20 protein-coding genes are annotated in these 24,375 nt (G+C 45.6%); 12 read left to right on the top strand and 8 right to left on the bottom strand.

From position 1 onward, the window contains the following. The first annotated feature begins 107 nt into the window (after nucleotides 1-107). The gene (locus IX91_RS03595) at nucleotides 108-533 is read left to right on the top strand and encodes a VOC family protein (RefSeq protein ID WP_004744403.1); all 426 of its coding nucleotides are present in this window, start codon (nucleotides 108-110) and stop codon (nucleotides 531-533) included. Between the two features lie 97 nt (nucleotides 534-630). Further along, entirely contained in the window at nucleotides 631-1,782 is a 1,152-nt protein-coding gene (locus tag IX91_RS03590) for an amidohydrolase (RefSeq protein ID WP_004744404.1), read from the top strand. Here the strand turns inward: IX91_RS03590 and lhgO are convergent. Then, entirely contained in the window at nucleotides 1,766-2,998 is a 1,233-nt protein-coding gene (gene lhgO, locus IX91_RS03585) for an L-2-hydroxyglutarate oxidase (RefSeq protein ID WP_004744405.1), read from the bottom strand. The genes IX91_RS03590 and lhgO overlap by 17 nt on opposite strands. A gap of 198 nt (nucleotides 2,999-3,196) precedes the next feature. Between lhgO and IX91_RS03580 the strand changes: the two genes are divergently transcribed. Next, complete coding sequence (locus tag IX91_RS03580) at nucleotides 3,197-4,156, top strand: L-threonylcarbamoyladenylate synthase (protein WP_004744406.1); 960 nt, start codon at nucleotides 3,197-3,199, stop codon at nucleotides 4,154-4,156. Nucleotides 4,157-4,368: 212 nt separating this feature from the next. On the opposite strand, the gene IX91_RS03575 is transcribed toward IX91_RS03580, so the two are convergent. Continuing rightward, entirely contained in the window at nucleotides 4,369-4,707 is a 339-nt protein-coding gene (locus tag IX91_RS03575) for a hypothetical protein (RefSeq protein WP_004744407.1), read from the bottom strand. A 9-nt stretch (nucleotides 4,708-4,716) separates the two neighbouring features. Further along, nucleotides 4,717-7,071: a S8 family serine peptidase gene (locus IX91_RS03570; protein WP_004744408.1), complete on the bottom strand. Its 2,355-nt coding sequence runs from the start codon at nucleotides 7,069-7,071 to the stop codon at nucleotides 4,717-4,719. 449 nt (nucleotides 7,072-7,520) lie between these two features. Here IX91_RS03570 and IX91_RS03565 point away from each other — a divergent pair, with 449 nt between their 5' ends. After that, nucleotides 7,521-9,176: a mechanosensitive ion channel family protein gene (locus IX91_RS03565; RefSeq protein ID WP_004744409.1), complete on the top strand. Its 1,656-nt coding sequence runs from the start codon at nucleotides 7,521-7,523 to the stop codon at nucleotides 9,174-9,176. Between the two features lie 116 nt (nucleotides 9,177-9,292). Further along, on the top strand, nucleotides 9,293-10,276 hold the full coding sequence (locus tag IX91_RS03560) for a nuclease-related domain-containing protein (protein ID WP_004744410.1): 984 nt from the start codon (nucleotides 9,293-9,295) through the stop codon (nucleotides 10,274-10,276). Here IX91_RS03560 and IX91_RS03555 read toward each other — a convergent pair. Further along, nucleotides 10,259-11,950 (bottom strand): class I SAM-dependent methyltransferase, encoded by a 1,692-nt coding sequence (locus tag IX91_RS03555; protein WP_004744411.1) that lies wholly within the window; start codon nucleotides 11,948-11,950, stop codon nucleotides 10,259-10,261. The two genes, IX91_RS03560 and IX91_RS03555, sit on opposite strands and share 18 nt — an antisense overlap. A 168-nt stretch (nucleotides 11,951-12,118) precedes the next feature. Between IX91_RS03555 and IX91_RS03550 the strand changes: the two genes are divergently transcribed. Together IX91_RS03550 and IX91_RS03545 are read left to right on the top strand one after the other, a co-directional pair. Next, nucleotides 12,119-12,889, top strand: a complete 771-nt coding sequence (locus IX91_RS03550; RefSeq protein WP_004744412.1) for a 1-acylglycerol-3-phosphate O-acyltransferase — start codon at nucleotides 12,119-12,121, stop codon at nucleotides 12,887-12,889. A 136-nt stretch (nucleotides 12,890-13,025) separates the two neighbouring features. Next, nucleotides 13,026-14,357, top strand: coding sequence for an MBL fold metallo-hydrolase RNA specificity domain-containing protein (locus IX91_RS03545; RefSeq protein ID WP_004744413.1), 1,332 nt, complete (start codon nucleotides 13,026-13,028; stop codon nucleotides 14,355-14,357). 59 nt (nucleotides 14,358-14,416) lie between these two features. On the opposite strand, the gene IX91_RS03540 is transcribed toward IX91_RS03545, so the two are convergent. After that, complete coding sequence (locus tag IX91_RS03540; protein ID WP_004744414.1) at nucleotides 14,417-15,277, bottom strand: MBL fold metallo-hydrolase; 861 nt, start codon at nucleotides 15,275-15,277, stop codon at nucleotides 14,417-14,419. A gap of 109 nt (nucleotides 15,278-15,386) precedes the next feature. On the opposite strand from IX91_RS03540, the gene IX91_RS03535 reads away from it, so the two are divergent. Further along, entirely contained in the window at nucleotides 15,387-16,280 is an 894-nt protein-coding gene (locus tag IX91_RS03535) for a LysR family transcriptional regulator (protein WP_004744415.1), read from the top strand. 122 nt (nucleotides 16,281-16,402) lie between these two features. Next, on the top strand, nucleotides 16,403-17,680 hold the full coding sequence (locus tag IX91_RS03530; RefSeq protein WP_004744416.1) for a hemolysin family protein: 1,278 nt from the start codon (nucleotides 16,403-16,405) through the stop codon (nucleotides 17,678-17,680). Between the two features lie 254 nt (nucleotides 17,681-17,934). Here the strand turns inward: IX91_RS03530 and IX91_RS03525 are convergent, their stop codons facing one another. Beyond that, a complete protein-coding gene (locus IX91_RS03525; RefSeq protein WP_004744417.1) occupies nucleotides 17,935-19,203 on the bottom strand; it encodes an O-acetylhomoserine aminocarboxypropyltransferase/cysteine synthase family protein in 1,269 nt (422 codons plus the stop codon). Nucleotides 19,204-19,435: 232 nt separating this feature from the next. Here IX91_RS03525 and IX91_RS03520 point away from each other — a divergent pair, with 232 nt between their 5' ends. Together IX91_RS03520 and IX91_RS03515 are read left to right on the top strand one after the other, a co-directional pair. Continuing rightward, on the top strand, nucleotides 19,436-20,161 hold the full coding sequence (locus IX91_RS03520; RefSeq protein ID WP_004744418.1) for a DUF3581 domain-containing protein: 726 nt from the start codon (nucleotides 19,436-19,438) through the stop codon (nucleotides 20,159-20,161). 148 nt (nucleotides 20,162-20,309) lie between these two features. After that, a complete protein-coding gene (locus tag IX91_RS03515; protein ID WP_004744419.1) occupies nucleotides 20,310-20,849 on the top strand; it encodes a hypothetical protein in 540 nt (179 codons plus the stop codon). 5 nt (nucleotides 20,850-20,854) lie between these two features. Here IX91_RS03515 and IX91_RS03510 read toward each other — a convergent pair whose 3' ends face one another. Together IX91_RS03510 and IX91_RS03505 are read right to left on the bottom strand one after the other, a co-directional pair. After that, nucleotides 20,855-21,832, bottom strand: a complete 978-nt coding sequence (locus IX91_RS03510) for an ion channel (RefSeq protein ID WP_004744420.1) — start codon at nucleotides 21,830-21,832, stop codon at nucleotides 20,855-20,857. 144 nt (nucleotides 21,833-21,976) lie between these two features. Next, nucleotides 21,977-22,861 (bottom strand): LysR substrate-binding domain-containing protein, encoded by an 885-nt coding sequence (locus IX91_RS03505; RefSeq protein ID WP_004744421.1) that lies wholly within the window; start codon nucleotides 22,859-22,861, stop codon nucleotides 21,977-21,979. A 104-nt stretch (nucleotides 22,862-22,965) separates the two neighbouring features. Here IX91_RS03505 and IX91_RS03500 point away from each other — a divergent pair, with 104 nt between their 5' ends. Beyond that, complete coding sequence (locus tag IX91_RS03500) at nucleotides 22,966-24,216, top strand: D-amino acid dehydrogenase (protein WP_004744422.1); 1,251 nt, start codon at nucleotides 22,966-22,968, stop codon at nucleotides 24,214-24,216. Nucleotides 24,217-24,375 lie beyond the last annotated feature (159 nt).

Below are 24,375 nucleotides of genomic sequence, written 5' to 3'. Positions count from 1 at the left end.
AAACTCAATGGGCGCTATTTCTGGCGCCCTTTTTTATTTTTCTCAATCGATCACCTCTTCCACAACTGCGTATACTAAATTTATGGCTTTAGAGGAGGCAGCAATCAATGAGTAAACGGCCTATCAATATCATCGCACTCGATCATATTGTGCTGCGAACGAGCCAGCTCGATAACATGGTGCACTTTTATCAAGAGATTCTTGGCTGCGTGATTGAACGAGAAAAGCTCGATATTGGGCTTACCCAACTCAGAGCGGGGAGCGCATTAATTGACATAGTGACAGTCGATAGTGAACTAGGTCGAATGGGAGGCAAAGCGCCACAACAAAACGGTAGAAACGTTGACCATTTCTGTCTGCAAGTATCCGCATTTGAGGAAGAGGAATTACTCGCCTACCTAAAGCAACACAATATAACTACATCAAGCTTTGCCGAACGATACGGCGCACAAGGATACGGTCGCTCTGTTTACGTTGATGATCCTGAGGGCAATGTTGTGGAACTTAAACCCTTTAAAATTACCACCAATTAGAAAATCACTCGAATTTAGATAGTTAGAGCCTCATCAACATACTGTTTTTAGCCTCAGCGTATAGTATTTCACTGGTTAAAAAGTGTATGGATAGCGCATGTTAGATCTCCCCCAACTTACTCAGCTTAGAAAAAACATTCATCAGCACCCCGAACTTTCACATCAAGAGCAACAAACGGCTCTGCGGATAACTCGCGTGTTTGAAAGCTTCTCGCCGGATGAAGTCCACACTCAGCTTGGTGGTCATGGCGTCGCATTTGTCTTCCACGGTCAAGAAACAGGGCCTTCAACCTTAATACGCTGCGAATTAGACGCCCTACCAATACAAGAACAAAACACCTTTGACCATCGCTCTATCCTTGATGGCGTGTCACATAAATGTGGCCACGATGGTCATATGGCGATTATCTCTGCTTTGGGCACCACACTCGCGACTCGCAAACCGCAATCTGGAAGAGTGATACTTTGCTTTCAGCCAGCAGAAGAAACAGGGGCTGGCGCAATTGATATGGTCAACGATGAGAAATTCGCTCCCCTAAAGCCAGACTACGCCTTTGCACTACATAACTATCCAGGACTAAAACTTGGCTCGGTAGCAGTACGAGCAGGGACTTTTAATTGTGCTTCCCGCGGAATCATCATTAAACTCAGCGGCAAAACATCACATGCCGCACACCCTGAGGATGGTATCAGCCCCGCTAGCGCAATGTGCCAGATCATCGAAAAACTCAACCAGCTTCCAGAAGAGCTAGCCGAACAAGGCGTCGAAGATAAACTATGGGTTACCGTCATCCATGCCAAGCTTGGCGAAGTGGCTTTTGGTACTGCCCCTGGAGATGCAGTTGTCATGGCAACACTTCGTAGCGAGACCAATCAAGCAATGGATACCTTAGTAGAGATCACACAAAAGTTCGCGCGCGATTGTGCTCACAAGGCCGGATTAGAAATAGAATTCGGTTTTGATGATGTTTTTCAGGCAAGTGTTAACTCAAATGAAGGCTGTGATCGCGTCGTTCAGGCGTGTCGCAACACGTCCACGGAATACATCTTGCTGGATGAACCTATGCGCTGGTCTGAAGATTTTGGCCAATTCACCGCAGTAGCAAAGCAAGGAGCAATGTTTGCTTTGGGAGCCGGTGTCGACACACCTCAGCTACATAACCCTGACTATGACTTTGAGGACGAGCTAATCCCTATTGGGCACGCTTTGTTTCTCGACCTTATTAAGCAAATTAATGGTCTTGAATAGTCTTAGCTTGCTTGCTCGCAATCTTGTCGCAAATATAACTACCTATTGGGATAGAAGAGGTCGCTGCGGGTGAAGGGGCATTGCACACGTGCAAGCTACGCGGGCTTTCTGCAAACAGAAAATCGTGTACTAGCGTGCCATCTTTTAGCACAGCTTGAGCTCTAATCCCTGCTGGATAGGGCTCAAGATCTTCAACTCGAATTTTTGGGCAGTACTTATTTACCAATTTCAAATAGCCAGCTTTCCACCAAGAGTTTTTCGTCTCAATCAACCCCGTTTTTAGATGCTTAGCCGTCAGTTTCCAGAAACCACTGAACGAGAGCATTTCGCACACGTCACGAAAACTAAAGTTAATGCGTGCGTAACCTTCCCTTTTCCATCCTTGCACCGCATTCGGTCCAACTGTAACACTGCCATCAATCATACGAGTGAGATGAACACCAAGAAAAGGTAAATCAGGATCAGGAATTGGGTAAATTAGATGGTTGACGATCTGGTTGTTCTTAGGCGCTAGGCGGTAATATTCACCGCGATAAGGAATGATCTGAAAATCCGTTTGTAGCCCCATCATCTTGGTCATGCGATCGGCCATTAACCCCGAACAGACGACCAGAAACTGACCTCGAAGTAATTGCGCCTGGCCGTCACTGACAACCGAGACCTCAACCCTATCTGAGTACTCTTGTAAGTTCACCACAGGTGTTCCAAGGCACACCTGTCCGCCCGCTTGGCGAAACTCTTGTGCCATCGCCTCGGTGACTTGGCGATAATCCACAATACTGGTGGCTGAAACGGCAATAGCCCCCAACCCAACAATGTTAGGTTCGCGCCTTTTAAGCTCTTGCTGATCAATTAGCTCAACCTCTATGCCATTTTGCTGACAACGGGTATACAATGCTTGCATACGCTCTACTTCAATTGGGCTTGTTGCAACCAGCAATTTGCCACAATTCTCGACCTTAATATCATGCTTGTTACAGAAGTCCATTGTAGCGGCAACTCCGGCCTTACAAAATTCCGCTTTCAAACTTCCCGGCGCATAGTAAACACCAGCGTGAATCACACCACTGTTGTGCCCGGTTTGATGAGATGAGAGTTGCTGCTCTTTTTCTAGCAAGAGAATGGACTTGTCCGGATAACGATTTTGCAATTGCCAAGCCGTCGAGACACCGACTATCCCACCACCTATCACAATGTAATCGTAACTCTGATCCACTCTATTGCTCCTTGCCACCAAACTAATCCTAGCCACCAATATTAATCGTGACGTTAAGCGATTGAAAGATCGACTGATATAGAAAAAACTTATCGATAGATACAATTCATACTCAATTAAACGTCGAAACTTTGTGAAACATGGTTAAAATAGCCCGCTTAGATTTTCTAACCCTATTGGTTGTTTGAGGAAGAGACATTGAACACGCAACACCTTTTGGCAAGTGACAGCAAAGATATCGAACAAGCTAAAGACATTCTCGCATCTGGCGAGCTTGTTGCGATTCCGACTGAAACCGTTTATGGCCTTGCTGCAGATGCATCAAACCCAGAAGCGGTGAAAAAGATCTTTGCCGCCAAAGGTAGACCAGCGAATCATCCACTGATCGTTCATATTGGAGAGGTCGAGCAACTGTCTGAGTGGGCAAAAGACATTCCTCAAGAAGCGTACACCATTGCCAAAGCGTACTGGCCTGGGCCTGTGACTGTACTGCTCAATAAAGCTGACCAAGCGACACCAGTGGTAACCGGTGGTTTGGACACCATAGGCATTCGCATGCCCGCTCATGAAGTGTTTGCTACTTTGCTGAAATCTTCAGGTATGGCTGTTGCAGCACCTTCAGCAAACCCATATAAAAAGCTCAGCCCAACTTCAGCCGAGCACGTACTCAACTCTTTAGGGGGCAGAATTGCGGCTGTACTCGACGGCGGTAACTGTGCTCATGGTTTAGAGTCAACCATCATTGACCTAACCCAAAAGCCTTTCCGTATTTTGCGCAGCGGTCCGGTGACAGCAGCGCAACTATCAGAAACGCTGGGCGAAGAAGTTCTGTCACCGAAGGCACACACTGTTGCCGTTCCGGGAAATGTGACTAGCCACTACCAACCTAATACCAGAGTACGTTTGGTTGACCTTGCTGAGATTGAAAACGCTGAAGGGAGTAACATTGCCTGCCTGCATATTTCTGCGATTGAAAACCAAAGCTTTAAGTCGAAGCAAATGCCATCAGATGTGGCTGACTATTCTCACGACCTTTATCGCGCGTTAGATGAGGCAGATAAATGGGGCTGCGAAGAGATCTGGGTTGAACACCCACCTATCTCAGACGAGTGGTTGGCTGTTCATGATCGATTAAGTCGTGCACAGTCTAAGCTTTAAGCTCAGGCCTAAATACAAAAACGCCCCATCTCTCGATGGGGCGTTTTGTTATACCAATCAGGATAAATAGGTGCTCAGATAATTGCGCAGGAAAAATCGCTTAGAGCAAGGCATGGATTGCAGCTAGCTAGTTGACCTACCTACAAAATCCATAACGCAGCTATCAGCGATTTTAACCAGCAAGCATGACCAGATATTTATTCTGGTTGGTATTATTGTGAGTATAAGCTTCGAATCGGTTCTGGCTCAACATAGTCGATGTATTGACTGGATGTCAGTTTATCGACTTGCTGCTGGCTACCCGATACTACCAGCACTTGTTGGCTGTCTAACGTTTCGACAATGTCTAGCTGGTAAGATTGAAGAAGCTCGCGAGTCTGCTGCTCAGTGCCTTTATGATACTTCACAAAGAATCGGGTTGATTGAGCCTCTGCTTCTGCCTGCCTTTCATCAACAGGTGGAAACGCTGGGTTATCAGCATGGCTCAATGTAGCAACCGCGCTCATCACTAAGACAACTAAACCAACACCATAAAACACTTGCTTCTTCATATTCACTCCTTATTGAAATGACAGTGACCAGCTGTTGATCGTACCTGTATCTTGGCGAGCACTATCTACCGCTTTTAGTTTCCAGTTACCTTTTGACTCAAAGCCAGTAAAGTTGGCTTGGAAGCTGGTACGAATGTCATTTGCTGAACCGCCTGTATTTTCATGCAGTATAACTTGACCACCAGTTGGTGAAGTCAGCGTGACTTTAAGGTCACCCACATAGCTATGGCTAATATCAACTGCAACTGTCACTGTACCAGAATCACCAGAACGCAGTACATCGATCTCACTCGTTGCACCTAGCGCGCTGTTGTCTGGAATCGCCATTGCATTTTGGTTGCTGTAGTTCGATGGTGCTTGACCACCATTGTCAGAACCGTTGTGAGTAGCAACAAGCGAAGCACCTGAGTACGCCGAGTAGCCATCGATCAATACTTGGTATGTGCCTGCTTGAGAGACATCCAGAGAACAAGATTCGTTGTTACCGCTTTCCCATGAACGGCAATCGTATGTTCTTGTTGTCGGTGTACCGTCAAAACGGACATACATATCCGCATCACCGCTACCGCCAGTTAGCTTAAATGTCGCTTTAGTTGCACTTGCAGGGACTTCAAAGGTGTAAACCGTACCTGATTTGCTTGCGCCAGATAGAGGGCCTTTCGCCACACCGTTTTCTAGTACAGTGCTTGTATCTACAGGACCATTACAACCCACATCTAGGTAAGTTTTTGCAGCATCTGCATTCACCAGACCATGACCCGTGCGATCATCGCGTCCTGCTACATCAATATCTGTCGCACTTGCGTTTAGTGCTTTACGTACTTGCGCTGCTGTACAAGTTGGGTGGTAACTCCACACTAGCCCTGCAACACCTGCTACGTGTGGCGTCGCCATAGAAGTACCATTGTAGTACTCGTAGTCTTTACCCGTTTCCGTAGAAACCGTCACGGTATCACCAACTTTACCTGCTAGCTCTAAACCAAATGCTCGGTCAACAGTAACTGAAACCATACGGTAGCTATCGTTGTCATCCAGAACAAATGGGTTCTGAAGACCAGGTAGATCTTGATTACTGTATACAATCGCCGCTTTAGCGCCCGCATCAGAACATGCTTTCACTGGGTTTATTTCAGGTCGAACACCCGTTCTTTGGTTTTCGATACGTTCAGTTAGACAGATCTTGTCCGTCATATCACCACAGTTGTAGCTACCGGAAGAGATATCACATGCAGCGATAGGAGCGGTAAATGAACCTGCCACTGGTGCTGACTCGTAACTGCCGGACGTTTTGATTTTACGGTTATGTGGCACAACGCCGCGATCAAAGCTGCTCGCACCGTTGATGGTAATATCAGACAGAACACCTTCACCTACTGTCACAGTTGAAAGTACCGCTACACCTGGCGCTGCAATATCTACTTGGTCAGTTGCCTGAGAGAACGCAGCGTGGTCGTTGTTTGTATCAACTGCTGCAACTGACATTACCGCATCATAAGATGCTGGGTAGCTGTGTGCCGTGTTACCTGAGTTACCTGCCGCTGCGATAAGCAGCACACCCTTGTCGTAAAGGTCTTGCATCGCGTTTTGTTCAGTAATACTTGAACGGCTACCACCCAAGCTCATGTTAACCACGTTGGCGCCATTATCCGCACAAGTTTGAATTGCTTTAACTAAGCTCGATGAGTAACCCCAACCAGATTCGTTGAACACTTTAACAATGTGTAAGTTCACATTCTGGTTCGGCATTACCCCTTTAACACCTTCGGTATTGGCAATCGCCGCAATCGTACCAGCCACGTGCGTACCGTGGGCATTGTTGTTGCCCGGAGAACTCCATGAGCCTGTGCCGCTATCGTTGGTACCGTTAACACGGTTACCACTTAGGTCATTGTGGCTGATGTCATAGCCAGAATCGATAATACATACCGTGCGATTACCAGCATTTGAATCATTCAAAAGCTGAGCATTTACAGCATTGTAGCCCCACGGCGTCGTTTCACTTAGCAGGTAACGTGGGGGATCGACCTCCACGTATTCCACTTGCGCGTTAGTACGCAAAGAAGACAACTCGTTGTCATCCATTTCTACACTGTAGATTGGCTCAGATCCTAGTTTTTCGACCTTACGAGCTTTAACTTGCTGAAGCACCGATTCGCGAACTTCACTAGCAGCCATAACTGGCTCACCAGCACGAGTAAACGGCATAGGTGCGTCTTGTTTAAATTTAACGATGTACTTAGTTGGTAGATCAGCCTCATTGAATCCCATTGAAGGCGAAGCGTTCGCCACTGAGATTCCAGCCATAGCCACTGCGATAGTTGAAAGGGTAAATAACCCTTTGGTTTTACTTGTTATGTTATGCATCTGCTCTATTCCTCATTGAGCTATTTTTATTCATTTTCCACTCATGAATCATCATTTCTAGTGATGATTCACAAGCTATCTAGCTATAAAGAATGATTATAAAACAGCCAACATTTTATAAAGTTAATGCTCTATTTTTACGCTAAGGCTCACCCTTTACATCTAAAAAGTGAACACTCATTAGAAAAATTATTTCCTTAAAAAGCAATTACTTAATAACACTTATTATGCTTAGACACCTCTTAAATAACCAGCTAACCTTAATCCAAGAACTCAAAATCTAAGGGCCAGTTGCACGCCACATAACTAAACGAAAGTACCAATCAAACCTGACTTGATGAACAGCACGAAATCCAGTGAAAAAAGGCTGAGAGCAAAAAGCATAGGTATGCAATCAAAAGGATATGAATTAGCTTATAAATGTCAGGGAAAGACTAGGTTTATCAAACATGTTTAAAGCAGCTATTAATGTATTTATTTCAACCTTGTTATTGGTGATCACTACAGGGGGTTACGCACAAGATCGGTTCCCCCTCGCTCCACCAGACACCACTAGCCCCAAAGCCACATTTGATAGTTTTCATCAGCTCGTCGACGCGGCAAACAACCAACTCGCACAGTTACCAAACTTACCAAGCGAGCAGCAAGAAGGCGCTCGGCAGTCTGTCTACGCGTTGTTCAACAAAGCAGTGCAATGCTTTGATTTTTCGCAGCAACCTAAATCTGAGTACCCACGTATCTCTCTAGAATCCGTCATGCTGATGAAAGAGATCCTCGACCGAATTCCAGCGTTTGATCTTAACTCTATTCCCGCTACAGATAGCATTGAGCGATGGACGATCCCCAATACTCAACTGTCGATTGAAAAGCAGCCAAACGGACAATTCCTTTTTTCTGCTCAAACTGTCGAAGCACTGCATTCCAACTATCAATTAGTCAAGCACCTACCCAATCGTGATGGCACAGTAAAAGATTTCTACCGCTACTTCTCGCTGTCTGCTGGTAAGCTCGTGCCTCCAAATTGGTTTACTTGGGTTGAAAGCTTACCGCCGTTCTTCATGCTAGAAGTTGCCGATCAAGCGGTATGGCAATGGATAGGTTTAGCGGTGTTATCTGCCGGATTGGCACTTTATGCCTTGCTCGTTTATCGCGCCAACAAACTAGTGCTATTACGGCCGCTACTTATGGCAGCAGGTATTGGTTCGCTTGTCTATTTGAGCAACCACCAGCTCAATCTAACGGGTAAGTTAATGTCTGTTATGTCGATCTCTGGCGAACTCATTGTTTGGTTATTGGTCGCACAGGCCGCCTACATACTTGGCTATAAAACGTGCAGTGCCATGGCAAAAACTCGCAACGCCTCCAACCTGCGCCAAAGCATTACTCAAATTATCGGCACACTAGTTGGTTCAGCATTAGCTGTCAGCATTTTCGGCTATGGATTGCACCGAATCGGCGTACCTGTGTATGGCATCGTTACTGGACTAAGTTTAGGCGGGATGGCGATTGCACTTGCCATTCGACCAACGATGGAAAACCTGATTGGTGGTGTGATTCTATTCTTAGATAAGTCACTCTCGGTCGGTGATTACTGCCAGATGGGAAAAGTCTCAGGTGTTGTTGAGCGTGTTGGTGTGCGTTCAACCCGAATCCGCGCCAAAGACCGTACGCAAATCACCATCGCCAATGGTGCATTAGTTAAAATGGAGATCGTTAACTACAGTCGCCGTGATCGGTACCCGTTTAAAGCTGACATCGCGTTGCGAATTGGTACCCCAACCACCGTAGTTACAAAGATCACGCACGAAATTGAAGCGATGCTTGTCGCTCATCCAGACACGCTAGAGTCCCCCGTTCGCGTGCATTTCTCGACATTCGATAACTATCGCATCAACTTAGAGATTCTTGCTCATCTAGATACCACCAACCGAGAACGCTTCTTGGAGCTGCAACAAGAACTTCTGTTTAGCGTCGAACGCATCATCAAACAAAACAACGCCGAGTTCGCCATCCCAGTTCAAGCCACGATTTTGCAGATGGAGAAAGCAAGAGACTCTCATTCTAAAACGCAGTTGGATAGCAATAGGATCACTATAGAGAACTAAAATATCAGACTTAAATAAGTTAGTGATTCACATCTCTTTCCTTAAGAGCGAGTCATAAGAACACTTTCTAAGCAAAATACACATCTGGTAGCATAAAAAGAAAAAGGCCAGTTGTTATGATAGTTAAAAACCGAGATGGAAAATCCGCGAACAACAAGAGACAGAAAAGCGGAGAAAAGGTAGAAAAAGATGTTTCTTTCTACCTATCCAGAGAGTTTGCAGATAGAGAAGACATTTTTGTCTTCAATGATTTAAGAGTTGAGCACAATGAGCAGTTTGCCCAAATTGATCACCTAATCCTGTATAAAAAAGGCTTTATTCTAATTGAATCAAAGTCGATCAAAGGCAAGGTAAGAGTAAACAAGCAACTAGAGTGGCAAAGAACATTTAACGGCCACTGGCAAGGTATGGCATCTCCTATTGCTCAAGCACATCTACAGAAAAAGCTTTTAAAGCAGTTACTTAATGAGAATGCAGACATCATGCTCAACAAGCTCGCTTTGATAGGAATACAAGCGTATTTTGGCGGAAGATGTTGGGATCTCGTTTGTGCCTCTTCAAATGAGACTTTGATTGAAAGGGATTCAATGCCTAAATCCATTTCTAATCAGATAGTTAAAGCGGAACAAATAGCGAACAAAGTTAGTTCTCTGATTTCTTCAAGCAGCACAATGTTTAATACTAACCCTAATTTTTCACCCGAAGAAATGATGAAAGTACGCAATTTCTTGCTTGGTCAACATAAGCCATTAGGATCCGCACAAAACCAAACATCACCTAGTTGCCCAGAAGAGTCTTTAAGCCAAAACCTTGAAACCAAGTCAGATCTTCAACCGCAAAAAATCTCTTCTAACAAACAAAACTCATGGTTTAAGTGCCGAGCTTGCGGCAGTTACCATACAACAGAAAAATCGGGACGATTTGGTTACTATGTCCAATGTGAGAACTGCCAAACAAATACATCAATGAAGCAAGTGTGCCTCTCGTGTGGGGGAAAAGCTGTAGGTGTCTCGAAAAACAAAAGTGTCTATACACTAACCTGCGAATGTGGTTATAAGACTCAATACACATCGCCAAAGGCATCACCACTCACCAACTAATAATCGACTCTTAACCCCTCTTACTTGAAGGCCAAGAGCTTCAAAGACTTGCTCAAAGTCGCGGCATTGGTTTGGGACATTTGGTAAGGCAAGCGTGGCTTCCGAGAAAAAGCATTGTTGTAACTGCTCGTTCTCGCCCCAAGCTAATTGCCACCACTCTAAAATCCTTTGGCGAGATGAGCAAAGACGGTAATGAGTAGGAATACGATCTTTTTTATCAAGATTCTCTTTTGCCGTGGTTGGCAGTAAATTCCACTTATCGTTATTCGGCCAATGAGCAAAAGGTAAGCAGTGATCAATGTGGTAGTCATTTTTGAGGGACTTACCACTCCAAACACTTTTCATCACTAAACTGTCTCTACGTAATGCCTCAATCCTAGTTCGAACATCACGCGTATTGTGTTTGTGGTCTATCCAGACAAGGCAGTCATGGTAAGTTTGCAAAGAAATATTGCGCTGCTTATTCCTCTCAAAGCGCTGCATTTCTAAGATCCATTGATTTACAACTAGTGGCTCTATCCAAGAATGGTACAAACGGAAACAGTCCCACAGACTCTCGTCCAAAACAAACTCACCGTAACTTTCTAGGAAATCCAAATCGATAATATACGAGCTAGTTTTCTTATACTTTCTACGGTGCATATGAAAATAGGGATTTGAAATATCACTTTGGTAAGTGTATTTGACCGGACCACTCTTCAATGTAGCTAAAGTGTCGCGAATGGCCTTGTCTAAAGCTTTTGCCTCTTCACCCGTAAAGAGTGAACCAACCGCGAGATCTTCAGCAGCTAAGTGAGTTAGCTTTCCCCACCCTTCGGGCTTTACAAAACCAAGTCCAGCCGAAGAATTGGCACTTTGCTGAATATCTTCAATGTCTATCAGGCGCTTAAACTGACGGTTCCAGTAAAGAGCAACCAAACCTAATGGGATAGCGACCTTGCCGTCACTTCGATCTATAACCGCCCCGGAGTGTGCGTCAGCGATACGTAACAAAGTACGTAGTAACGCCAATTTATACGTAGCTGACTTAGTGTCATTAACGATGATATGGCGGACTTTATTTAAGTCACCAGAACCATCATCAGGTAATGTCATGACAACCGTTTGCCATGAAACATCAGAGCGATTGAGTTGATCCGATTGGTCAGTAACGTCGCGCACCAATAGAGCACTGTCTTTAGAGAGTTGTTCCAACTCCTCAACCGAGACGTCATAGCTCACCCGACCATCATCAAATTCACCGTGACGGAGAGTAATGATCAACTTTCCATTGGGTGCGAGAAGGTTGGCGAGCTTTCTGAATGCGCGCTTTCTGTGTGTCGGAGCAAGATGCATCCAAACAGCACTGACCAGAATCACATCAAACCGAATACCTAAGTTGGTTGTACGAGACAAAGCGGGTAACGAATCATCAAGCCAAACAACAGATTCCCCTGTGTGTTCATTGCCTAGATTGCGTAAAGCCTGACAAGGTTCGATGGCATACACTTCACAACCAGACTCCGCCATCCACTTCGCATCACGCCCACACCCTGCACCGACATCAAGGACTTTATCCCCCGAAATAGGCCAATAGAGGCGCCAAGCGCTATTCACTGATTCCGCTTGGAGAGCGTTATATTGAGCGCACAGTTGTTCCGCATTTTGCTCGTAAAAAGAAGAACTTGAAGACATAGTTTTGCTACCGAATTGGAACTTACTGCATAGTAATTGGCTTTATAATTGATTACCACCCAAGTGCCAGCAAAACTTGTTGCAATTTGGTTAAATAGAATTAAAACTCTAACTGTATCAACCAGATTGACCACTCATACGTGGGTTGGATAACGGAAGGAGCGCGTTTTGTTAAGTATTCTTCGCCTTGTATTGGCTGCTATTTTTATCGTGTTTATGACCCTCTTCGCTATGGTTTATTGCCTGTTTAGCCCCAGAAATCCGCGGCATGTGTATTTCTTTTGTCGTTGGTTTAACCAACTGCACAAACTGGTAGGTTTAAAACTGATTCAGCGCGGGTTAGACCGAGCGCCTACGCCGAAAAACAGTGTTTATATTTCTAACCACCAAAGCGTATATGACTTTGTTACTTCACCGGGAATGCTAAGACCACGTACCGTTTCATTAGGTAAGAAAGAACTGATTTGGGTACCTTTTTTTGGTCAACTATATTGGATCACAGGCAATATTTTGATTAACCGCCAAGATAAGTCCAAAGCTCGCGATACGATTAAGCAAGTTGCGGAAGCCATCCACCAGCGCGACCTGTCCGTTTGGGCCTACCCGGAAGGTACCCGCAGTAAAGGGAGAGGATTGCTACCGTTTAAAACCGGTGCCTTTCGTATGGCAATTGAAGCCGGTGTGCCCATTACACCTATGGTAGTGAGCACCACGTACAATAAGATTGACCTTAACCGTCGCAACAATGGTGTGGTGATCACTGAAATGCTTGAGCCAATTGATACCACTCAATACAACCTGAGTGATGCCCGCGCTCTTGCTGAGCATTGTCACCAATTAATGGAAGCGAAAATCGCAGAGCTGGATAAAGAAGTGGCAGCGTTCGAAGCGCAACAAAGCTGTGGCGTAAATACACAGGATAATACGATCAAAGAGTAACTCAGTCGCAGATAAACAACTGAGTACTCTATAACTTACTGCCAAAAGTGTTCAATCCTCGCAAATTTGGCTGGGCTAGTTGTCGTAAAATAGCTTTGTCGGCACAGTCAGCTTGAAACGGTTGCGAGGATTTAACATGAAGATCATTCACCATGGCGGCAAACAGACGATTACTGGCTCTTGCCATGAGCTCAGATCAGAGGCTCAAGCCATTCTTATCGACTGCGGGCTGTTTCAAGGCGCTGATGCTCGGCCATTGGATATTGAATTTGAAACCTCTCACTTGACCGCGATTGTCATTACCCACGCCCATATTGACCACATAGGTCGACTACCATGGATACTCGCAACTGGCTATAACCAACCTATTTACTGTACGACCGCAACAGCCGAACTGATCCCGTTAATGCTCGAAGATAGCCTAAAGCTGCAACTCGGTTTAGACCGCAAACAAACCGAGCGCGTGTTAAACAAGATACGTCGCCTAATTAAGCCATTGGACTATAATTGTTGGCATTGCCTAGACGAGTTTAATCCCCTTGGTTCGATGACGATACGTTTTCAACCCGCGGGGCATATACTTGGTTCCGCCTATGTGGAAGTGCGCTTGGCGAATCAAGAAGTGGTGGTCTTTTCTGGCGATCTCGGTCCAAATAACACCCCACTCCTACCTGATCCTAAATCTCCACAACGTGCCGATTGCCTGCTGATTGAAACAACCTATGGCGACAAACAGCATGAAGATATCGCCACACGCGGTGAGCGGTTAAAAGCCATCATAGATCGCTCTCTTGAAGATGGAGGAGCAATCTTAATTCCTGCGTTTAGTGTTGGACGTACTCAGGAATTACTGTTCGATATTGAGCAGCTCATCCACCACCATCAAATTGATGTTTCTATCCCTATCATTCTCGATTCTCCCATGGCCCAGCGTGTCACTCGTTCCTATCGCCATTTCAAACAGTTATGGGGCAAAGAAGCGAAACAGCGGCTAGAGAGGCATCGCCACCCACTCGCGTTCGAGCAATGTATTACAGTCGAAGATCATCGCACTCATCAGCGCTTGGTTAATCGTCTCCAATCCACCCAAGAGCCTGCGATAGTCGTTGCTGCCTCTGGAATGTGCCAAGGTGGTCGTATCATGGACTATCTGAAAGCGTTACTGCCTTTGGAAACAACCGATGTTCTTCTAGCAGGTTATCAAGCGCAAGGGACTTTGGGCCGAGAAATTCAATCTGGCGCGATGAATGTGGAGATTGACGGTGAAGAGATCGAAGTCAAAGCGCAGGTTCATACAATGTCAGGCTACTCTGCCCATGCAGATAAACACGATCTACTGCGCTTTATCCATGGTATTGCTGACAAACCAAAGCAAATTCACTTGATTCATGGCGAGCCCGATACACAAGCGCAGTTTACATCTGAACTTAAAGCACTCGGGTTCGAAGTAAAAAGCGACTCCGACTAACAAAAGCGAACAGCCTTAACCTGTTCGCTAAGTCGCCATTGATATCGGCTAAGAGACAGTTACCAGCTCGCCTCCTTCATGTGGACCTGAGCACCAAGTTCTAGACTAAAATCTGAACCGAGTTTTGGGTAATGGTTAGTCATCATCTTAATCAGTTGAGCACTGTTTTTACTCTGCTTTTTCGCTTCAACAAAGCGCTCTATCCATGTATGAGTATAAGCAATGGTGCTGGCATCCAATCGACCTGATTTTTGCATATGTCCAGGCACAACAAATTCTGGGTTTAGTGCCTGCATCTCTTCCAACTGCGCCAACCATGTTTTAACTTCTCGGTCGGTTTGAGTATCGGCCATCCACACATGCATACCTTGAACAATGCCAACGTTACCTAATACGGCTTTTTCACTTGGCACCCACAAATATGGTCGATGCGCTAGCACTCCCTCTGTACCACGTATTTCGATCTTTTCACCATCAATCGTTAACTCGTTACCTTTAACCACCTCTGGCAGAACAGGATCCTTCGGCGCATTTAAGCCCATTTTCGGCCCCCAGAAGCTGACTTTTTTCTCTAGTTTTTTCGCAATCGCCTCCCTTACCGCGGCCGTGGTGACCACATGCGCATCAGGGAAGATGGTGAGCAATTCAGACGCGCCAAAGTAGTAATCCGGATCAGCCTGACTGATGAAAATGGTTTTTAGTGGTTTACCTGCATCCAATACTTTAGCTGCAATACGGAGTGCGTCCGCGCGGGTGAAGCCAGTATCAATAAGTAAAGATTCTGTTTCTCCAACAACCAGAGTCGAAGTGACGTTGAAGCTGTGCTCATCAGCGTTGTAAACCTCAAAGTTCAAATCGGTTGCCGCCATCGCAGCTGAAGAAGTGGTAAGTAGTAAAGCAAGTGTTGTTAAGGCTTTCATGCTGTCTCCTAGTGGATTGCTTGTTTTGTTGCTAAGCATGTTAGCCTCTGGTTTTATTTCTAAATAGAGCCTATTCTTTTCATCATTATTTCGTAAAACGATCATATCAATGGACAAATTAACCGCAGCAAAAGTGCTACTGGATGTGGCCCAAACAGAGAGCTTTACCGCCACTGCCGACCGTTTAGATATCTCTCGCCCTATGGTTACTCGCCATGTTGAAGCGGTAGAAAACTGGCTCGGTGCGCGGCTCTTGCAACGCACCACTCGCAAAGTCTCCCTGACCAATACCGGGGAACAAATGCTGCCAGACTTACAGCGCTGGGTAGAACAAGCGCAACAAATTGAAGAAAGCTTAATGCCTACCCAGGCAATACAAGGCTTTGTGCGCGTATCAGTCAGCATGTCGTTTGGATTTTCAGAACTGATGCCTGCGTTGACGGTTTTTCGCCAACAATATCCGGGAATAAGGCTCGATATAGATGCTCAAGACAGAGCCGTAGATATGGTCAGCGAAAGAATCGATCTTGCTATTAGAACCACCAATGATCCGAATCCTGCCTTAATAGGACGCCCGTTTGCGGTTTGCCACTCTAAGTTGGTGGCATCTAAAGCCTACTTAGATGCGCGAGCCGCTATTACCCACCCAGCAGACTTGGAGCAGCATGCTTGCCTCGGCTACAAAAACTTTGGTCGCCATATCTGGCAATTGACGAAAGGTGAGCAAAAACATCAGGTCGAAGTGAATTGTGATATCACTGCTAACGAAGCCACTGTGTTACTCCATGGCTCACTCTCTGGGTTAGGAATATCCATGCAGCCAACCTACCTAGCCGATAGCAAAATAGCCAATGGCGAACTGGAATGGATACTGCCAGACTGGCAACTGAATACACTGCAAATGTATCTGCTCTACCCTTCTCGCAAACACTTATCTCATCCTGTCAGAGCCTTGATAGATTTCCTTGTGAATCATTTTGAACAGCAGCAAAGTCTGGGATAAAAGAGTCTCGCTTAGGCATCACTCTTTTTAATCGAAACCACAAAAACTATTCGCTGACATGTCGATATCTTTTCCTCTCCAGTGGCGCTATTCTGAGCAGGTGTTTATCACTGGAACTCTCAATGGACATATTCATACTGGTGGGGCTTATCACCCTTAATGGCTTGTTTGCCATGTCAGAACTGGCGCTTGTTGCCGCTAAATCGAGTCGTTTAAAAGGCCTAGCTCAGACTCAACCTTCCGCACAGCTCGCTCTTGAGCTAAAGAACAACCCAACCCGATTTTTATCAACCATTCAAATTGGTATCACGGCTATTGGTATTTTGAGTGGTATTTTTGGTGAAGCGACCCTTTCTGCACCTTTTTCTTTGTGGCTCACACAGCAAGGGCTTGATACTGAGTTGGCTTCTATCGTCGCAACCGCCAGTGTCGTTGTATTAATCACTTATTTTGCGATTGTGGTTGGTGAGTTGGTGCCAAAACGTTTTGCTCAGCGAAATGCAGAGAAGATTGCGGTTATTGTCGCCTACCCGATCCATTGGCTAGCTATTATCACCACACCTTTTGTGGTTCTGCTGAGTGCCTCTACCGATGCGTTACTTAAGCTATTTCGTCAAAACGGCGGCGATAATGACCAAGTCACCGAAGAAGATATTTTTGCTGTGGTCAATGAAGGCTCTGAGTCCGGTGCAATTGAACCGCAAGAACAAGAGATGATCCGTAATATTCTGCATTTAAATGACCGATTAGTGACCTCTTTGATGACGCCGCGTTGCGATATGGATTATCTCGATATTGAGCAGCCCATTGAGTCTTGTTTAAAGCAGATTCGTCAGACTCAGCACTCGGTTTGGCCGGTTTGTCATGGCGGCTTAGACAATATTATCGGGACGATTTCCTCTAAGGTTCTGCTCGACCAATATGAATCGCTTTCGATTGAAAAGATCGCTCGCTTAGTAAGAAAGCCGCGATACTTCCCCGAGTCAATGAAAGGCTTGCCTTTGCTCAATCAAATGCAGCAAAACAACTGTGAGATGGCGTTTATCGTCGATGAATATGGAGACATCCAAGGACTAGTCACCCACTACGACATTCTTGAGTCAGTCGCAGGAGAACTCGGCTTAGCGCCCCAACACACATGGGCAAGGCAACATCAAGATGGTAGCTGGTGGATGGATGCACTGATTCCACTCAATGAGCTAAAACGACGTTTAGACATCAGCACATTCGAAGGGGAAGAGAGCGAAGGATTCCAAACCCTGAATGGCTTTCTAACCTGGTTAATCGGCCGAGTCCCTGAAGTGAGCGAAGTGATTGAGTATCAAGAGTGGCAATTTGAGGTTTTGAAGGTACAAAACAACCGGATATTGCAGGTTAGAGTGGTTAGGATAACTGGATAACTGGATAACTGGATAACTAAAGTTGCTCCACAGTGGTTGTGAAGCCAACTTTAGTTTCAAAAAATTTACCTTGTCATCCTCAAGAGTGAGGCACGAACGAGTTGGGGAGCTCTTGAAACGAGTAGAAGACCTTATGAGATTCCCTACTCGCTCCTTCGTCACTCTATGGAATGACAATGTATTCCTTCAAGGCGAAAGCCCTATCTAGTTTTCCAGAAGCAGAGCGATCCATAGGACGCAGTCCGTTCCTACCTCTAGGCATTTAGCGCCTGCTCCAAATCAGCAAGAATATCGTCGATATGCTCAATACCTACAGATAGGCGGATCATCTCTGGTGAGACGCCTGCTTGTTTCTGTTCGGCTTCACTTAGCTGACGGTGCGTGGTTGAGGCAGGGTGGCAAGCGAGTGACTTAGCATCACCTATGTTGACCAAACGCTTAAAGATCTGCAGTGCATCATAGAAACGCACACCGGCATCGTAACCGTCTTTAAGACCAAAAGATAAAATCGCTGAAGGTTTACCTTTCATGTATTTTTCTGCAAGTGGGAAAAACTCTGAACTTGGCAGACCTGCGTAGCTCACCCAGTTCACTTTCTCGTGCTGCTGTAAGTACTCGGCTACTTTCATTGCGTTCTCAGTGTGACGCTCCATGCGCAGAGATAATGTTTCTAGCCCTTGCATCAGCATAAAGGCATTCATCGGTGACAAGGCTGAGCCTGTATTACGCAATGGTACGGTGCGCGCACGACCAATAAAGGCCGCCTCACCAAAGGCTTCTGAGTAAACAACACCATGATATGAAGGCTCAGGCTGATTAAATACAGGGAAACGATCTTTGTGCTGTGCCCATGGGAACTTACCGGAGTCGATAATGATTCCACCAAGCGTCGTACCATGACCACCAACATACTTAGTCAGTGAGTGTACGACAATATCAGCACCAAACTCGATTGGCTTACAAAGCGCTGGCGTTGCAACGGTGTTATCGACGATAACAGGTACACCCTGAGCATGAGCAAGCTCTGCTACTCGCTCTAAATCAATGATGTTACCGGCTGGGTTACCGATACTTTCACAATAAACAGCCTTGGTATTTTCGTCGATCAGCTCGGCAAGGCTCTCTGGCTTATCATCTTTGGCAAATTTAACATTGATACCCTGACTTGGCAGCATGTGCGCGAATAGCGTATAAGTGCCACCGTAAAGCTGAGGTGTCGAAACAATATTGTCACCGGCTTGAGCCAAAGTCAGGATTGCGTAGTTGATTGCCGCACTACCCGCACTCACAACAAGACCAGCAATCCCGCCTTCTAAAGCTGCCATGCGTTTTTCCAACACATCATTGGTTGGGTTCATGATGCGCGTATAAATATTGCCCGGAACTTCTAAGTTAAACAGGTCGGCGCCATGCTGGGCATTATCAAACTCATAAGCGACCGTTTGATAGATGGGTGTGGCAACAGATTTTGTTGTTGGGTCAGTTTCATAACCAAAATGGATTGAGAGCGTTTCGTCTTTCATTTGCCTTCCTTGCGTGAGTAACGTGAATTATGTGTATTGTCATATCAGCAATCATCCCTAACTTGTTTATTAATTGCGCAAATATGTGGATTCATTCACATTCAGGGGCGCATTATTTTCAAAGTCACTTTCACTGCAAAGGTTAAGCTTTGGTCAATATCATCTGGATAGACCATTTAATTGCATAGCTTCATGTATACTGCGCGGCAGTTATAGCCACATGAATAAAAGTATGTTTCTGACACCGTATTTTTCACAAGATAACAATCAGTTCCAGTTCACTCGCCAACAAGCAAGCCACTTTGCTAAGAAGGTCGCAGGTGACTTTAACCCTATCCATGATGAAGACAACAAACGCTTCTGCGTACCTGGCGATCTGCTATTTGCGGTATTGCTAAGCAAAGAAGGCATTAGCCAAAAAATGCGCTTTGACTTCTCTGGCATGGTTAACGATGGAATTTCGCTATCAATTGAGAATAAGTGTGAGAAAGAAAGCGCGTTGGTCGATGAGAACGCGAAAGAATACCTGCACATGTCGCGCGAAGGTGAAGTTAGCCGTGATGCTGCATTTATCGAACATGTTGTTACTAGCTATGTTCAATTCTCTGGCATGAACTTCCCTCACATCATGGTGCCGCTCATGGAAGAAGCGCAAATGATGATTAACTGCCAACGTCCATTAGTGATTTACGAAAGCATGGAAGTGGAGTTTGATCGTCTTGATCTGACTCACCCTGAAGTTGAGTTTGCGGGCGCGACCTTTGACGTAGAAGGCAAGCGTGGTGTTGTTACACTAAACTTCAGCTTTAAAGAAGATGGCGAAGTGGTTGGCAAAGGCATTAAGCGTATGGTGGCAAGCGGCTTGAAACCTTATGACCAAGATGCGGTTGACGATCTTGTCGAGCGTTTTAACGCGCGCAAAGAGTGCTTCTTAGCCGAGTTTGCAAACGCCGCTTAATCAGCAAAAATTTCTGCATAAAGGGTTACCCTCGGGTAACCCTTTTTGTTTTCCGCGACACTAAGTTCAAACAATTTTGCTAACTCGCTAGCATCACTACATTATCTTGGTTAGCCTCTGCTTTTCGCTTATTTGCCAATAAACCAAGATGACGTTACAAGCCCAATATTCCGCTTCCATTCTCGATTTTGTCCAATCTGAAAACTCAGACATCTGCGCGCAGCTTTCACACTCGACTTCAGACTGGCAGACAAAAATTGACCTACTTAAACAGCAATTAAATCTACTGCCACATTTGGCGGGCGATATTGTGTTGGGTTTGTCGCAAGCAGATTCTAATGTGGGTATCGAGGTTGTGATTCTTTATCGAGGTTTGGTGTTTCCAGTCGCCATTGACCTTGTTCACCAAGACTATACTGAAGAGTTAAAAGCCAATATCCACCAGCAAGCTAGGCGACTAAAAGAGTGCCATCTTGAAAGTAAGTCGAAGTTTATTGTCCCTGTGCAGATAGCGACAAATGCTACTCCTCTAGGCGGCGCGATTACCGTCTCTGAAGATTTAGTTGCTGACACCATGTGCGACACAGGCGAGCACCTTGCCGCTTTAATTGAGCACTTTTCTAACCAGTACAAAGACGACCAAATAATCCTCTCTGACTGGCTAGATAGTGACTACAAAGCAAAGTAGTTGGTTTAACGAGTCATCTTCTTAACAAACACCACCACAAACAACGCCATGGTAAAGCTGCCTAAGAAGGCTTCACAGGCAGCGATAAACCTCGCGACCCCGACGGGCGATATATCTCCATAGCCTAAAGTGGTAAAGGTCACGACGCTGAAATAGAGCGAATTGAAAAACTCTAAAGCGTAAAACTTCCACCCCGTGACCCCTTCATAAATAGGATGTGCTCCGGTCGTGTCTAACAAGAAATAAGCCAACGCACAAACTAGTATCAAGAATATAGAAAAGCCGACGACTCGCACAGGATCTTCACCATATCCACAAAAGACGTCCACCAACTTGGAAATCATTCTTTTCAAACTGAACAATGGCATTTGATAGCGCCGATATCGCATTTCGCGCTTAAAGAAGTCACCAGCCATTTCAAATAGCCCCTGCTTCTCACACTGCTTGCGAATGTTACGGCACACCTCTTCGGCTTCCTGACACAGCATGACAGACTTCTTTCGGTCCCTCTGCTTTAACGCTTTCTTCGCTTCAAGTTCTTGCTTTAAACAACCACCCCATTCGATGTTTTCTAACTTGGCTCGAGAAAGCTCTGCCCCAAGTAAGTTGCAATTGTCTAACTTGGCACAATGTAAATTCGCGCCAATAAGCTTGGCTTTCATCAAAGATGAGCCACGTAAATCTAAGCCAAAAAAGTGAGCATCGGTTAAGTTTGCTCGATAAAAATCAACATCTCGACATAGATAACCTTCTTTACAGCCTCGGTTTACTAAATCTATGTCTTCGAGGTTTGTTTTTGCCAACTGAAATCCGTCTAAAGGTTTACCCGCTGCGGCCCATTCTTCAACCTGGTCTTTTATATCATCTTTGCTTTTATCGACTTTTGGGTCATGCCAGTAACACAAGCCTGACTCCCCACACGGTTGATCGCAGCACCAGCCATCAGGATTTTGATAGCTGCATTTGCCTTGGTGAGATTCCATATGCGCTGCCCCTAACATTATCTATCTCGGCAGAAGCCAACATAGACACATTACTAAGTGTAGTGGGTGCATATGGTCGCGCCATTGTTATTTACAATTTAATTAATAACACTTAGGCTTAATGACTGACTTTACGTAAGAAATTTAGTTGACCTGCTCTCTCAACCATTGTTTGAACAATCGAGTGTAGGGATCATCGATATGAGTAAGAACAAAATAGCCCGCATTGGCTTCGATAGCGGGAAAAGGCGCAACCAATTTCCCCTGTTCAATCTCATCACCTAATAGAGCAACCCTTGCTAGCGCTATCCCTACTCCGGCCTCTGCTGCTGACATCGCCATATCGGTACGATTAAAAAAATGGCCGCGATTGGTTTCAAAATCTAGCTGCTGATGAGACGCCCAATAGAGCCACTCATAATCTTTCGGCGCACCATGCCAAGGCATCACATCATGTAATAGTGTCACTTGTTGCCATTCGGTGTTTCCCTCCGTTAGCTGCGGATGTGAGCGCAAGTAGTCACGGCTCATGACCGGGATCAGCGACTCCTCCATCAACAGCTCGGCATCTGAGTGCTTGTAAGGGAGCGGCCCGTAATCAATCGCAATATCGAAGTTGCGCTTGTCACTGTCAACGAGCGCCCCTTCTGCAAAGGTATGAATTTGAATGTCTGGATACTGTTTGTGGAAGTTTTCTAGTCTTGGCACCAGCCATTTAAAAGCAAAAGAAGGTGTTAGTTTGAGGCGGATCTGCTTACGCTCTGAAACCTGTGTCAGCTGAAAGACATTTTCTTCAATCGAAGCCAGATGATGGCTAGTCGCATCAACCAATTTCGCGCCCTGCTCTGTTAAACGGATTCCACGAGCATGACGTTCAAATACACTAAACCCTAACCGTTGTTCGATTTGCTGTAGTTGTTGGCTGACAGCACCGAGTGTAAGGTTCAGCTCCTTAGCAGCGCTTGTTAGGCTCTGATGGCGAGCAACAATGCAGATTAAGTTCACCCCGTGCAGCAAGGTCGATTTCATATTAAGCCTTTAGAAAAACTAAAACCTAATATCAATTCTTATCGATTGTTAAGCAGATGTAAATTATTCATCCTTAGCAAAATTTCAAACTGTGAGTAGCGTTCGTGAAGGTTATTGTGTTAGGGAGTGGGGTCATCGGATTAACCAGTGCTTGGTACTTAAATCAAGCTGGATTCGATGTCACTGTGATAGACAGACAAGCTAAAGCGGGAGAAGAAACCAGCTTTGCCAATGCAGGTCAAATCTCATATGGTTACTCTTCACCTTGGGCAGCGCCCGGCATTCCCACTAAAGCCATTAAGTGGTTATTTGAACAACATGCCCCGCTGAAAATTAAGCCCTCCCTCAACCCTGATTTGCTCCATTGGGCGAGCCAAATGCTCGGCAATTGCCAGTTGGATAAGTACCGTGTCAACAAATCTCGCATGCTTACCATCGCCAATCGTAGCCGTGAGTGTTTAGCCGCATTAAACCAACAGTTTGAGCTCGATTACCAAGGACGTACTCAAGGCACGCTGCAAATATTCCGCACTTCTACCCAGCTTAAAGCCGTAGAAAAAGATATGGCGCTGCTCGAAGAGAGTGGCACCCAATTCAAATTACTCGATGCCAAGCAATGCCTCAATCAAGAACCTGGGCTGGCTAATATGCAAGGTGAATTGGTTGGCGGGCTTTACCTGCCCGATGACGAAACCGGAGATTGCTATCTGTTTTGCCAACAGCTGCATAAGATGGCAGAGCAAGCCGGAGTTGAGTTTATGTTTAACACCGATGTTGAGGCTCTGCTGACGGAAAGCACTAAGGTGGTGGGTGTTAAAACCTCTCTAGGGACGTTAAGTGCCGATCACTTTGTGGTCGCATTAGGCAGTTACTCGAAAGCTCTACTTAACCCGATCGGTCTCGATATTCCGGTTTATCCGGTTAAGGGCTACTCATTGACCCTGCCAGTCACTAACGAGCAGCAAGCCCCTTCGTCCACCATTATGGATGAAACCTATAAAGTGGCACTCACCCGCTTTGACCAAAGGATCCGTGTCGCGGGCACCGCGGAGTTAGCAGGGTTTGATCCTGCTTTACCTGACAAGCGCCTCGCAACACTGAATCACGTCGTCAGTAACTTGTTCCCACAAGGCGTTGATTTCTCTCAGGCTGAGTACTGGACAGGCTTTCGCCCCATGACACCTGATGGAACGCCAATCATAGGCCAAACAAAGTTCAGTAATTTGTTCACCAACACAGGGCATGGAACATTGGGCTGGACGATGGCGTGTGGTTCAGCTGATATCTTAGCCGAGTTGATGGCATCAAACGGTCAGAAGCCTCTTTCAGAACTCAGCATGGAGAGGTATGCCTAAAAGCTAAGCTAAAACGCACTTTTCATATCAACACAATTAACTCATTTACGTTCTATTAACAAAATATATAGCAACGTAACTGGGTTATTTGTCGTACATATAATCCACCGCTAAACCTCCCCAATCGACCATATAGCGTTCCAATTGAAGCTCAGTAAG

Origin of the sequence: Vibrio tubiashii ATCC 19109, from assembly GCF_000772105.1 — a bacterium.
GTDB lineage: Bacteria > Pseudomonadota > Gammaproteobacteria > Enterobacterales > Vibrionaceae > Vibrio > Vibrio tubiashii.
The sequence above is the reverse complement of the archived record's forward strand: the minus strand, read 5'-3'. Positions and strand labels throughout refer to the sequence as shown.